We start from the raw sequence: 12,173 nt of genomic DNA, 5'->3' as shown, positions 1-12,173 counted from the left end.
TCCCAAACGCTCTCTCACCCGGTGCAAGAGCGTTTGTGTTTTTCCTGCAGGAAGTGAGAGAGCGTTTCAGGCTGGGGGGCCGGGAAAATGACGGGATAGGGTTGACGGCATGCCTTCGTTCCAGACGCGCTTGAAAATCACCGCCCTGTTGCCCGGCAACCCGCCGGAAGCAGTGATGGAAGCTGCCGTCGAGGCGTTGGAGACCCGTCACCATGTGGAGTCCAACCAACTGCAAATTGCCGGCGGAGTTCCGCAACTGAACCTGCGTTTCCTCGTGGAAGCCACGGAATACAACGGTGAGAACCAGCAGGCGCGGGAATCGGCAGGAATGATGCGCGACGCCGTCGAACGCGTGGCGCTGACAGGATCGCTAATGGTGCTCCGCCGCAACCGCGGACGCTGGGCACCGATCTAGTTCAGCCGCCGCGGCCTCAGTCGGGGCCTCAGTCGCCGGGGCCTCAGTCGCCGGGGGCGGGTTCGTCCACGGGGGAGCGCGTGCCGCGGCGCCGGGTCACAATGATTCCGACGACGGCGCCGATCACCAGCCCGAGGACCACCCCGATCAGCGAACTCGCCCAGAAAGGCAGCTTGGTGGCGGAACCGGTGAAGTAGCCCAGGCCTACAAGCCAGCAGGCCCAGAGAATTGCGCCGAGGCCCGCGCAGAGGCTGAAGCCGCGGACCGAGACGTCTGCAATGCCGGCAGCCGCCGACGTCGCCAGACGCCCGCCGGGAATGAAACGGGCACCGATGATGGTGCCGTACGTGGAGGAACGCCCGGCCTTGGCTATGGCCTCATGGATGCCGTGGTGGATTTTCCGGCCCCAGCGCCAGCGGTCCAGCACATGGCTGAGGCGGCGTTTGAAGAGCTGGAAGACCACCATGTCGCCGATCCAGGAGGCCACCGCGGACAGTGCTCCCACCAGGAAGACGTTGGCCCGGCCGTCGGCCGAGAGGGCCCCGCCGGTGATGACCACCATTTCTGAAGGGATGGGCGGGAAGATGGCGTCGCCGAGAACAACGGGGATGATCCAAAAATAGATCGCCGCCCCCCAGCTGTCGGCATTGCCAAAGTCCATGGCCACAAAGTACCGCACTTTCGCCACTGCTGGAGGGTGGATACTGCCGGGTCCCTGAACTCCGAGTCAGGCGTCAGTGCGGATGGAACGCCGAGACAAGGTCGCTCATCTGATTCGAGGGTTGGACGCCGAGTTCGCCTTCCAGCAGGTTGGAAAACATCGTGTACGCACGGACGGCGGCGGCTCTGTTTCCGGCAGCCAAATGAGCCTGGACCAGCAGCAGGTGTGCCGATTCCCTCAGCGGTTCGATGCTCGCCGCTGACAACGCCGCGATGACAGCCCTGCCGGGCTCGCCGGCCGCCAGATGGTGACGGGCCATGAGCTCCAGTGCGCTGAGGCGCAGCTGCCGCAACCGCTCCTGTTCAAAGATCACCCAGTCGTCATACCAGCCGGGCAGCAGATCAGCCCGGCTCAGGTCCTCCAGGTAGCTGTCAGGAATCCGGGCGTCCGGCTGAGCCTGTAGGGTGGCGACGTTTCGCTGCAGCGCCGTAACATCTACCCTGACCGATTCGTGAAGCTCCAGTGTGTCCGCCCCTGCCTGCAAGAGATGCGGGAACGCGTGGGAGATGCACCAGACGGAAGTGCGCAGGTTCCCGGCCGCCTGCGTTTCGCTGCTCTTGGGCCACAGCAGGCCAGCCAGGAAACTTCTGTGGCGGCATCCCAATAGGCCCACACAGGCGATGAGCCGTTGTTCCCGGCTTGCCGCGGTGACGGTACTGCTGCCGCAACGCAACCGCCACGCCCCCAGCAGGTTCAGCTGCCAATCCTGTGCGAGAGCCACCGTCATGCCTATCCCTCTCAAGTGACTGGATAACACGCGACCCCCAGATATCCATCGTGGCACTGCGGCGTAACATGTCAAGTCATTTTAGTAACAGGGATTTGTGGGTGGTTATATATGGACAACAAGACCAAATAGTGGTCATTCCAAGCGGCGGTCCCAATGCACGATGGCCCACCCGCATTGCTTCAGTCAATACCTAATTTTGGGCTAGGCGGTGGCAGTGCTCCCAGACGATTCGAGTAAATCGAGCCACCTCTGGACAGCCAGCATGATCTCGTCTGCGTCCCCTGCAGTCTCCACGACTTCCCGGTCCTGGCCCGGACGGCTGGAAATCAGGCGTGCCCGTACGCCATTGTCTTGGGCAGGCTCGGCCCACGCGCGAATTACCATCGTGCCTTCAATGTCCGCCATGAACGGCGCCTGCTTTCCTTGGGTGCGAATTCCGATCCAAAATTACTGTCCAGTATGACCATCCTAGGCACAGTTTATTCAGTGCCCAAGTCAAGTCCGCCACCATTAGTTTCACGAACAACACAAAAATAACGCCGCAGTAACGATGCTGCCACGGCCTGCCGCGTTGACTGATCGGGAGACTTCGAAAGGGGGTGATTGACATGAAGGAACTCACAATTCTTGAACTGGAAGGCCAGCAGGTGGAGCTGTTGCCATCGCGGGAGACGCTGTTTCTGGACACCAACTGGGCAGGCGTCTACGCGACCAACACATCTCTCGCACTGAACGCTGGTTCATTGTTCTCGGTGGCACACAGCTCTGCCGAGCAGAACATCGCCATCCTCCAGCATTAGTCCGTCTATCGTCAGTTAGCTGGATCCCCGGAAAGCCGGGGAAGAGAGGTGAGGTGCAATGACAGCATCAACCGCGCTATTACCGGTGGAACTCGACGCCGAAGTTTTGGAACTGCTTCCCATGCGGGAAACGCTGTTCTTCAACATCAACGTCGCTCCCGTCGTCGCTGTGAATCTTTCGTTCGCCATCAATGCGGCTTCGATCGGTTCCGTTGCGAACTCGGGCGCCTGGCAGAACCTGCTGGTAGTCCAACAGTAGGCCTGCAGGATCTCCAAACCTGGTGGGCATGCTGCAGTACCGGGGCATGCCCACCGTACCTAGCGGCTCAACCTATCGGTGGGGAAAGTGACTACAGCACCAGATGCTGCGTTTGCACGGCGCTGGTCCCCTGCGCCAGGGCTTCTTTTCCTTGGCCCGGTTGAAGGCTCGGGCCTCAAGGACCGCAGCTACCTTCTGCAGCGCGGAGACGGGCAGATTGTCCAGCTCTCGGAGCTTCTCCATCTGGTGATGGTGTCCCTCTCTGCGGAGAAATCCCTCGAAGCCGCAGCCCGCGACGTCAGCGACGCCTACGGCCGCGAACTGGGCGTAAGCGGTCTCCTCCACCTCATCGATAACAGGCTGGCGCCGATGGGCCTGCTTCAGGCAGCCGATGCCGACCTCACCGATGTCCGAACGCCGCCGAAAGCGGACCCGTTGTTGGCCCTGCGGCTGCGGGGAACGCTGCTTTCGGAAAGGGCGGTGAACGCGTTGGCGGGAATCCTGGCCCCGCTGTACTGGGGTCCGGTGGTGGCTGCCGTGCTGGTTGGGCTTGCCGTCGTTGACGTCCTGGTAGTCGCCAGGAGTGATTTCATGGCTTCACTGGAGCAAGTGCTGCTCACCCCGGCGCTGCTGCTGGGCATTTTCGCGCTTTTGACGGTCGGGGCCGTGATCCACGAACTGGGGCATGCCACGGCGTGCCGCTACGGGGGCGCACGGCCCGGTGTGATCGGCGTCGGCGTTTATCTGGTATTTCCCGCCTTCTTCACGAATGTCACCGACTCCTACCGGCTGGGCCGGGCGGGCAGGATCCGCACAGACCTTGGTGGACTGTACTTCAACTGCCTTTGCCTCATTGGCCTGGGCGGGGCATACCTGGTGACGGAGCAGGGATTCTTCCTGCTGTCGGCGGCGTTGATGCATTTCCAGATGATTCAGCAGCTGGTGCCGACGCTGCGCTTCGACGGATACTTCGTTCTGGCCGATATTGCGGGAGTCCCGGACCTGTTCAACCGCATCCGTCCGGTTCTGCTGAGCCTCGTACCGGGCCGCCCCGTGGATCCGCGGGTTACTGGGCTCCGTCCATTCGCCCGCCGCATAGTGACCGCCTGGGTGGTCATCGTGGTGCCGCTCCTGGTCCTGGCACTGGGCTGGTTGCTGCTGAGTCTGCCCGCGATCCTTGAGCAGACGGTTACCGCCATCCGCCAGCACGCGGGGCTCGTCGGTGCTGCGGCTGCTGCCGGCGACGTGGCCGCTGCGGCGCTTTCCCTCTTGTCCATCCTCATGTTGTCCCTGCCGGTGATTGGCCTGGGAATTCTCCTGTACCGGCTGCTGTTTGTCCTGGTCGCCCTGTTCCGGCGCCTCGGCAAGGGCGCACGCAACCGGGCTGCGGAGCAAAAGGCTGCTGCTTCCCGGACCCTGCCGCAGGGGAAGCCACCACAGAAAGGAAGGTCCGAAATGGCTATCGACGTCCCTCCCGCGGCCATTCCCGACGACGACGTTCCCACCCTTCAAAAATTCCTCGCCGACAGGCCCGCACCGCCGGCTCCACTGGCTGAGGTCGGCTGGCAAGGGACCGTCCGCAGGCTCAGCGGAAATTCCATCAGGCTTGGTCCCGGTCGACGGGAACTGGCCCACTTGGATGCTGTGGCAGACGTACAGCGTCGCCTGGACGGGCCCCGGACGGTAGTTGTCGTCAACCCCAAGGGCGGTGCCCACAAGACCACGGCCACTCTCCTTCTTGCCGCCACGCTCGGCATCCAACGCGGTGGCTATACGCTCGCGTGGGACAACAATGAAACGCGCGGCACGATGGGGTGGCGGGCCCCATTGGCCGGGCACACGAGCACTGCGGTTGACCTGATGCAGGAGGTGGACCGTTTCGAAGACCCCGTCCTTGGCCGGATCGGGGATCTGGACCGGTATGTGCGCTACCAGGGATCGGCGCAGTTTGATGTGTTGGCCTCGGACGAGGATGCAGCGGGGGCGGCCACCATTGGCAGCCGGGAATTTGATCGGCTGCACACGGCATTGCGCCGTTTCTACCGCATCATCATGGTGGATACGGGCAACAATATGCGGTCCTCGAACTGGGAAGCAGCTGTGGCGGCGGCGGACGAGCTGGTCATCGTTTCCACGGTGCGTGAAGACACGGTGGCCAGTGCCGTCTGGCTCGTGGACGGGCTGCGTGAGCGCGGTTATGGGGGTAAAGTACGCAACGCGGTGACCCTTCTCGCTGCGCCGTCCCTGCGGACCGACGTGCAGCTTCATGCCAGGACGCGGAGCCACTTCGAGACCCTGACGAGGGAAGTCCTCGATGTTCCCTACGACAGGTCACTCGTCTCGGGCGGACCGCTGAATTATCAGGCACTGCAACCGGCTACCCGGGAGGCATGGTTGCGGGCCGCGGCTGCCGTGATGCGGGGCCTCTAGAGGTGACGCCGCGACCGGCGCGGGGGGCTCGAACTCCGTGCGTGGGACACTGGCAGCATGCGAATCAGGCTTCTCCAGGGCGACATCACCATCCGCGCCGTGGACGCGATCGTTAACGCTGCCAACTCCTCGTTGCTGGGCGGCGGGGGAGTGGACGGAGCCATTCACCGGGCTGCCGGGCCCGAGCTGCTGGCTGCCTGCCGGGCACTGCGCGACACGGCCCTGCCGCACGGGCTGGCCGTGGGTGCCGCCGTCGCCACTCCGGGTTTCCGCCTCCCCGCCCGCTGGGTCATCCACACCGTGGGGCCGAACCGCCACGCCGGGCAGACCAACCGGGCATTGCTGGTTTCCTGCTTCAGCGAAAGCCTGCGGGTGGCGGATTCCGTGGGTGCCGGGTCCGTTGCCTTCCCGGCGGTCGGCGGCGGGGTCTACGGCTGGCAGGGGCGTCATGTCGCCGAAGCCGCGTACGACGCCGTCAGCGGGTTTGGTGCCGCACATCCGGCCAGCGCGCTCGAGTTGGTGGAGTTTGTGCTGTTCAGCCCCGAGATGGATGAGGCCTTCAAAGCCGTGTTCGAGCAGCCTCGCTGAGCTCCAACCGGCTGCGGTACTCCACGGGCCGGCCGGAGATCGGGTCCACAAAACGGATGCCGCGGGCCAGGAGCTGCAGCGGTTTCGTGTAGTCGTCCGGCGCCTTGTCCAGCAGTTCGGGGTAAAACGCGTCGTTCACGATGCCCAGGCCCAGCGATGCCATGTGCACCCGAAGCTGATGCGTCTTGCCCGTATGCGGCTCCAAGCGGTAACGAGCCAGGCGGCCTGGATGGGCTCCCGCAGCGTTGCTGACGGCGGCACCTGCGGGAGTGCCGCCGTCGAACGTTTCCAGCCGTTCGATCCGGGTCTCTGCATTGGGCTCGCCATCGATCACTTCAGCCAGGAGGTAGCTGCGGGACTTGGTCATCCGGTTCCGCACCACCACCGGGTATTCGACGGCGGGATAACCGGGCGCCGGCTCAGCGGCCGAGACGCACTCATATTCCTTTTGGACCTGGCGCTTTTCGAAGAGCACCTGGTACTTGCCGCGGGTTTCCGGGTTGGTGGACAGCAGCAGTACGCCGGCGGTCATCCGGTCCAGCCGGTGCATGGGGATCAGGTCAGGCAGGCCCAGCTGGTTCCGGAGCCGCACCAGGGCCGATTCCTGGATGTATGTGCCGCCAGGCGTGGTGGGCAGGAAGTGCGGCTTGTCCACCACCAGGAGGTGTTCGTCCTGGTGCAGGATGTCCAGTTCCACCGGGATCCGGGTCTCCGGCGGCAGGGTGCGGTAGTACCAGATGAAGGTGTGGTCCTCCAGCCTGGTGGCCCGGTCCAGGGGGATGCCGCCCTCGCCCACGATTTCGCCGGCGTCGAACCTGTCCTCAATGCCCTGCGGATCGATGTGGCCCCAGCGGTGCATCATGTAGTCCATCGCGGTGTCCCACGGCCCCTCGTCCGGCAGGCGCAGGCGGGTGGCGTTGACGCCTTCGCGCACGGGGAGGGGGGATTGCATCACGGGACCATTCTACTTGGCGGGTTCCTGCGGAGGGTTCGGCGTTGAGTCCGCCGGAGTGCTGCGGGTTCGCTGTAGCGTCGGGGCTTGAAATCATTCCAGCGATCCCGGATGCCGACGGAAAAAAAGTTCTTGACAACAAAAGTTGTCGGTGGGCATGCTTTAACCATGTTGGACATCGAAGTGATCGAGGACCCCGCCGCGGCGGAGGCGTCGCTGGATCCAATCCGGACGCGCATTCTCCAGGAGCTCTCCCAGCCGGGTTCGGCGTCGCAGCTCGCTGCCAAGGTGGGCCTGCCGCGGCAGAAGGTCAACTACCACCTCAAAGCCCTGGAGCGGCACGGGCTGGTGGAGTTGGTGGAGGAGCGGCGCAAAGGCAACGTCACCGAACGCGTCCTCCAGGCGACGGCAGCCTCGTACCTGATTTCCCCGGTGGCCCTCGCGTCGGTAGCCCCGGACCCGCACCGGTTCTCGGACCGGTTCTCGGCCTTCTGGCTGCTGGCACTCGCGGGCAGGATGGTCCAGGAGGTGGGCAAGCTGATCGCCGGCGCCGCCGCGGCCAAACAGAAGCTCGCCACGTTCGCGATCGACGGCGAGATCACGTTCCGCAGCGCAGCGGACCGCGCCGCTTTTGCCGAGGAGCTCGGCGTGGCGGTGACCCGCCTGGTGGACAAATATCACGACGGCGGCAGCGGCACCCGCCCAAGCGGCACCCCGGCTGGCGGCGGCCGGAAGCATCGGCTCGTCGTCGCTCTTCACCCCGCTCTCAAGACCTCCATCAAACCCCTCTCAGAGAAGGAGCAGGACAATGACTGACAACCGTGAATTTGAGATCGTCTGCGACACCGAACTGCCGGGCACTCCCGAGCGCGTCTGGGAAGCCGTAACCACGGGCACTCCGGCGTGGATGTTCCCCACGGACCAATGGCCGGACGTCAAGACTGTGCAGGAGTACCCGACGCACCTCGTCTCCAGGATGGACGGACCGGACGGCTGGTTCAACCAGTTGGAGCACGTCCTGGAACCGCTCGACGGCGGCCGCGCCCGGCTGCATTATGTCCACAGCGGGATCTTCGCCGAGAACTGGGATGAGCAGTACGACGGCGCCAGCCGGCACACCGAGTTCTACCTTCACACCCTGGGCCAGTATCTGCGGTACTTCGACGGAAAACCGGTGGTGTTCACGGACATCCAGGCACCCGCGGCGTCCCAGGCCCCGGACGGGTTTGAACGCCTCAAGAAGGCGCTGGGAGTGGACTCTGCCGCCCAGGGCTCCGGCGTTGAGGTGGAGGTCGACGGCGTGGGGCGGCTTGAGGGAGAAGTGGACTTCTCCAATGAGCACTTCCTGGGGCTGAGGACCGCGGACGCCCTGTACCGGTTCTTCGGCCGGAACGCCTTTGGCGCTCCGGTGGGCATGACCGTCCACGACTTCAGCGGCAGCGGCGACACGGCGGCCACCGCCAAGGCCTGGGGCGGCTTCCTTGGGAAGGTCTACGCGTAGGGGGCGCCAGCCGGCCGAACAACTTATCGACGCGCAAAACCCAGATCGACCCGTAAATTACCTGGCGCGGTGGATATACCACTCGCGTCAGGTAATTTGCGCGTCGCGGCGGTATTCGCGCCGCGGGAACGCCTGCGGGGGGTTTGCGCGGGGCTTGAGGGAGCTGTTGCCGCTAGGCTGCCCAGCCGCGGGCCACCGCGTCGAGGGCAGCGCTGTATGCGGCAGCCCAGTCTGCGTCCGGCGGCCCCACCTGTGCCAGTTCCAGGCTCACCAGGCCGTGGACCTGGCCCCAGATTGCGACGGCGACCACTTCCACGGGTGCCTCCAGCAGGGTCCCGACGGCCTGGGCGGAAGCGACGGCGTCCATGAGGGGCATCATGGCATCGGCGGCAACTTCGGGGCTTGGCTGGCAATCGACGTAGGCGGCCAGCGCGCCGCCGAACATCAGCCGGTAGAGGGCCCGGTGCTCCAGCGCCCAGGTCCGGTAGGCCACGCCGAGTCCCCGTAGTCCACCAGGGGCCGCAGCCGCCTGTGAGTCGCGGAAGGACCGGAACCCGTCGTCAACGACCGCGGTCAGGAGCTGGGATTTCCCACCGAACAGCGAGTAAACGGCCGTGGTGGACGTCCCGGCAGCGGCTGCCACGTCTCGCAGGGTCACGCGTGCGGGACCGTCGCGGTCAACCAGGTCCGCGGTGACGGCCAGCAGCTCCTGCCTCAGGGAATCGGTATGGACCACAGGTCTTGCCATGGGGTTCATTGTTTCATAACCTTGTTTTGTAACAATGTTATGGAACGAAGTTTCGGCCCAAACCTAGGAGTTTCCCATGGCGCAGAAGGTATTTCCGGGCAGATACACCGCAGACCCGGACCGGGAATCCGTCACCGTCTTCCTGATCGGGATGCGGGCAAACCGCTGGTGGAAAGTCGGAACCGTCGGCAAGGTGGCTGCCGCCATGCCCAAGATGCTCCAGCATCTGGCCGCCGACCCGTCGGCTGGAATGCTTGGATATGAGCAGTGGTTCGGGCGCACCACCATGCTGCTCAGCTACTGGGAGAGCCCGGAGCACCTGCGGAGATTTGCCGCCGACCGGGAGTCCCCGCACCTCGAACCATGGCGCCGGTTCATGAAGGAACTTGCCGGGACCGGTGATGTCGGCGTCTGGCATGAGACCTACCAGGTGCCTGCCGGCAGCATCGAGGTTGTCTACAACGGCATGCCGATATTTGGGCTGGCCAAGGCCACGGCACATATCCCCGTTGGTGCCGGCACCAACACCGCAAAGCAGCGGATGGGCCGGCAGGCGGGCCGCAGCGGCACCTGAATCCGAAAAAGGCGTCAGGGTCCCATTGACGCCGGGTCCAAGGAGGGCGAAAGTCCCCGAAGCGCCAAAAAGCGCTGCGGCCGGAATGAGTAGCGCGTCAGGCTATAGCGTCAGCCGGCGCACTTTTGAGCGTCCGGCGGAGCTGCGGGGCGGCGTCGAGCCTGTCCTGGGCCGAGCGCAGTGCCCGGACGGCAGTCTCCAACTGCTCCGGCGGCAGGGTAAACGGCACCCGGAGGTAGCGCTCGAAGGCGCCGCCGATTCCGAACCGCGGCCCTGCTGCCAGCCGGATACCGAAATCAGGGGCGATCACCGTCAGCGCCGTGCTGACCGGTGCGGGCAGCCGGCACCAGGCGGACAGGCCGCCGGCCGGGTGGCCCGTTTCCCACGCCGGGAGGTGTGCGGAAAGGAGTTCCAGGAGGGCGGCGCGGTTGTCCCGGAGCGCGGCCAGCCGTGAGGGGAGAGGCTCGTCCAGGGCACGGACCAGGTGGGCCGCAGCCAGCTGTTCCATGACCGGTCCGCCCAGGTCCAGGGACGTCCGGGCCGCCGCAAAGCGCTGGATCATGTCCTCGGAGGCGCGGATCCAGCCAGTGCGGAGGCCGCCCCAATGGGACTTGCTGAGCGAGCCGATGGTCACCACTGCGGGACCGAAGGCTGCCACGGGAGTTGTCGCCGCGCCGTCGAGGTTCAGCTCCCGGAGGGTTTCGTCCACCACCAGGACCGTGCCCGCCGCCGCGGCGGCGCGGACCAGTTGGCGGCGTTGAAGATCGGGCATCAGCTGCCCTGTGGGGTTGTGAAAGTCCGGCACCACGTAAGCGATCCTGGGGCGCTGCTGCACCATGGTGGAGAGCAACGCGTGCATGTCCCACGCCAAGGCGGGAGGGCCGCCGTCAGACCCGCCGGCGCCGTGGGCCGTGGTGAAGGCAACCGGAAGGGCCCGGCAGCCGGCCGCGCGGATGGCATCCAGGGCGTTCGGGTAGCTGGGGTGTTCCACCAGCACCCGGTCCTGCCGGCCCGTCAGGGCGCGGATGATGATGTTCAGGGCATGCTGCGCTCCCGACGTCACCAGGATCTGTTCGGCAGTGGTTGGCGCTCCGGCGGCTGTGTAGCGCGCTGCCACCGCCTCGCGCAGCGGGAGCAGGCCGATGGCGTCGTATCCGAATCCCGGCAGCAGTGCGGGAAGTTCGGTGAGGGCTGCCGCAAAGGCGCGATGCACCACTTCACCGCTGGCGGGCAGTGACGCGTAGGCGAGGTCGACCAGCCCCTCGGGTGCCGCGAGTCCGGGTGCCGCGAGCCCGGGTGTCGTGAGTCCGGGCATCGCGAGGCCGCGAGATGCCGCTCCGGACGTCCGTCCCGCCGCGCCCGCGGCTGTGATGCCCGGGCCCGTGAGTACCGTGCTGCCCAGCGGCGTCAGTCGCGGAATCCGGGTCCGGCCCCTGCTGCCTTGGCCGCTGCTGAGGAAACCCTGCTCGCGGAGGTGGCCGTATGCGGCCGTGACGGTGGTCCGGCTGACACCCAGCGCCTCAGATAGTGCCCGCTCGCTGGGCAGTGCCGTGTCCAAGGCGACCCGGCCATCCAGGACCAAGAGACGCACGACGTCGGCCAGCTCGCGGTAGGCGGGTGCGGCACCAAGGTTCCACTCGCCCAGGAGGCGGGTCAGTGCGGAGGGGTTCAGCGACGGGGACACCATGCCAGTATCTCAGACTGGCTATGTATTTCAATGCCAGTTATGGGTGAGGATGGTCGTTATGCTGACCCGCAGAATCCTCCAGCTTTTTATCGGCCTCGCCCTGTACGGCATCTCCCTGGCCATTTTCATCCGTGCCGGCCTGGGCCTGGACCCGTGGGACGTTTTCCACCAAGGCGTGGCTGGCAGGACCGGGATGAGCATCGGGGGGGTGGTGATCATTGTCAGTTTCCTGGTGCTTCTGCTCTGGATTCCGCTGCGGCAGTGGCCGGGGTTCGGCACTCTGTGCAATGCAGTGCTGGTGGGCGTTTTCGCGGATATAGGCCTGGCTTTGATCCCGGCGTTCTCGCATCTTGGTGGCCAGATTTGTATGCTCGCCGGTGCCGTGCTGCTCAACGGCATTGCCTCCGCCTGCTACATCGGCGCGCGGTTCGGTCCGGGTGCCAGGGATGGCCTGATGACCGGGCTGGCGCGGCGCACTGGCTGGTCCGTGCGGGTCTCGCGCACGCTGATTGAAGTCGTGGTGCTGGGCTTCGGCTGGCTGTTGGGCGGTTCCGTGGGGGTGGGCACCGTGGTTTACGCGCTCGCCATCGGGCCGCTGGTCCAGCTGCTGCTCCCGTGGTTCATGGTGCCGGATCCGCGTCCGGTGAAGGAGGCCTCCCTGGAGCGGGACGACGCGGAGCTGGCCGACGGTGACCCGGCCGTACCGGACCCGTTGGCACGTAATGCGTGACGGAACGCCTATGTGTCATACCGGAGGGAAGGCCCGCG

15 protein-coding genes are annotated in these 12,173 nt (G+C 65.5%); 9 read left to right on the top strand and 6 right to left on the bottom strand.

What is annotated here, in order from left to right:
* The first annotated feature begins 109 nt into the window (after positions 1-109).
* Positions 110-415, top strand: a complete 306-nt coding sequence (locus tag AU175_RS07445) for a hypothetical protein (RefSeq protein WP_066287109.1) — start codon at positions 110-112, stop codon at positions 413-415.
* Between the two features lie 43 nt (positions 416-458).
* Here AU175_RS07445 and AU175_RS07440 read toward each other — a convergent pair whose 3' ends face one another.
* The 3 genes from AU175_RS07440 to AU175_RS07430 form a co-directional block, all read right to left on the bottom strand.
* The gene (locus AU175_RS07440; RefSeq protein WP_066290746.1) at positions 459-1,076 is read right to left on the bottom strand and encodes a DedA family protein; all 618 of its coding nucleotides are present in this window, start codon (positions 1,074-1,076) and stop codon (positions 459-461) included.
* A gap of 73 nt (positions 1,077-1,149) precedes the next feature.
* Positions 1,150-1,857 carry an AfsR/SARP family transcriptional regulator gene (locus AU175_RS07435; RefSeq protein WP_197497061.1) on the bottom strand — a complete coding sequence of 236 codons (708 nt, stop codon included), beginning with the start codon at positions 1,855-1,857 and terminating at the stop codon, positions 1,150-1,152.
* A gap of 210 nt (positions 1,858-2,067) precedes the next feature.
* Entirely contained in the window at positions 2,068-2,271 is a 204-nt protein-coding gene (locus tag AU175_RS07430; protein WP_066287107.1) for a hypothetical protein, read from the bottom strand.
* A gap of 203 nt (positions 2,272-2,474) precedes the next feature.
* Between AU175_RS07430 and AU175_RS07425 the strand changes: the two genes are divergently transcribed.
* The 4 genes from AU175_RS07425 to AU175_RS07415 all read left to right on the top strand — a co-directional run bounded on the left by AU175_RS07425 (position 2,475) and on the right by AU175_RS07415 (position 5,943).
* Positions 2,475-2,666 (top strand): hypothetical protein, encoded by a 192-nt coding sequence (locus tag AU175_RS07425; RefSeq protein WP_156642223.1) that lies wholly within the window; start codon positions 2,475-2,477, stop codon positions 2,664-2,666.
* Between the two features lie 58 nt (positions 2,667-2,724).
* Positions 2,725-2,925 (top strand): hypothetical protein, encoded by a 201-nt coding sequence (locus AU175_RS21675; RefSeq protein ID WP_156642221.1) that lies wholly within the window; start codon positions 2,725-2,727, stop codon positions 2,923-2,925.
* 87 nt (positions 2,926-3,012) lie between these two features.
* Positions 3,013-5,355 (top strand): hypothetical protein, encoded by a 2,343-nt coding sequence (locus AU175_RS07420; RefSeq protein ID WP_066287103.1) that lies wholly within the window; start codon positions 3,013-3,015, stop codon positions 5,353-5,355.
* A 57-nt stretch (positions 5,356-5,412) separates the two neighbouring features.
* Positions 5,413-5,943 (top strand): O-acetyl-ADP-ribose deacetylase, encoded by a 531-nt coding sequence (locus tag AU175_RS07415; RefSeq protein ID WP_066287101.1) that lies wholly within the window; start codon positions 5,413-5,415, stop codon positions 5,941-5,943.
* Here AU175_RS07415 and AU175_RS07410 read toward each other — a convergent pair.
* Positions 5,915-6,895: an RluA family pseudouridine synthase gene (locus tag AU175_RS07410; protein ID WP_066287099.1), complete on the bottom strand. Its 981-nt coding sequence runs from the start codon at positions 6,893-6,895 to the stop codon at positions 5,915-5,917. The genes AU175_RS07415 and AU175_RS07410 overlap by 29 nt on opposite strands.
* Positions 6,896-7,063: 168 nt before the next feature.
* Here AU175_RS07410 and AU175_RS07405 point away from each other — a divergent pair, with 168 nt between their 5' ends.
* Together AU175_RS07405 and AU175_RS07400 are read left to right on the top strand one after the other, a co-directional pair.
* A complete protein-coding gene (locus tag AU175_RS07405) occupies positions 7,064-7,711 on the top strand; it encodes a winged helix-turn-helix domain-containing protein (protein ID WP_066287098.1) in 648 nt (215 codons plus the stop codon).
* The gene (locus AU175_RS07400) at positions 7,704-8,396 is read left to right on the top strand and encodes an SRPBCC family protein (RefSeq protein WP_066287096.1); all 693 of its coding nucleotides are present in this window, start codon (positions 7,704-7,706) and stop codon (positions 8,394-8,396) included. The genes AU175_RS07405 and AU175_RS07400 overlap by 8 nt, the downstream gene beginning before the upstream one ends.
* Positions 8,397-8,568: 172 nt before the next feature.
* Here AU175_RS07400 and AU175_RS07395 read toward each other — a convergent pair whose 3' ends face one another.
* Complete coding sequence (locus AU175_RS07395; protein ID WP_066290745.1) at positions 8,569-9,144, bottom strand: TetR-like C-terminal domain-containing protein; 576 nt, start codon at positions 9,142-9,144, stop codon at positions 8,569-8,571.
* 76 nt (positions 9,145-9,220) lie between these two features.
* Between AU175_RS07395 and AU175_RS07390 the strand changes: the two genes are divergently transcribed.
* Positions 9,221-9,718 carry a DUF4188 domain-containing protein gene (locus AU175_RS07390; RefSeq protein ID WP_066287094.1) on the top strand — a complete coding sequence of 166 codons (498 nt, stop codon included), beginning with the start codon at positions 9,221-9,223 and terminating at the stop codon, positions 9,716-9,718.
* Between the two features lie 97 nt (positions 9,719-9,815).
* Here the strand turns inward: AU175_RS07390 and yczR are convergent, their stop codons facing one another.
* Entirely contained in the window at positions 9,816-11,402 is a 1,587-nt protein-coding gene (gene yczR / locus AU175_RS07385; RefSeq protein ID WP_066290742.1) for a MocR-like transcription factor YczR, read from the bottom strand.
* Positions 11,403-11,463: 61 nt separating this feature from the next.
* On the opposite strand from yczR, the gene yczE reads away from it, so the two are divergent.
* Positions 11,464-12,135, top strand: a complete 672-nt coding sequence (yczE, locus tag AU175_RS07380) for a membrane protein YczE (protein ID WP_066287092.1) — start codon at positions 11,464-11,466, stop codon at positions 12,133-12,135.
* Positions 12,136-12,173: the final 38 nt, after the last annotated feature.

Source organism: Arthrobacter sp. B6, from assembly GCF_001663775.1.
Classification (GTDB): domain Bacteria; phylum Actinomycetota; class Actinomycetes; order Actinomycetales; family Micrococcaceae; genus Arthrobacter.
Note: the sequence above shows the minus strand (reverse complement) of the source record. Positions and strands in the feature narration are given on the sequence as shown.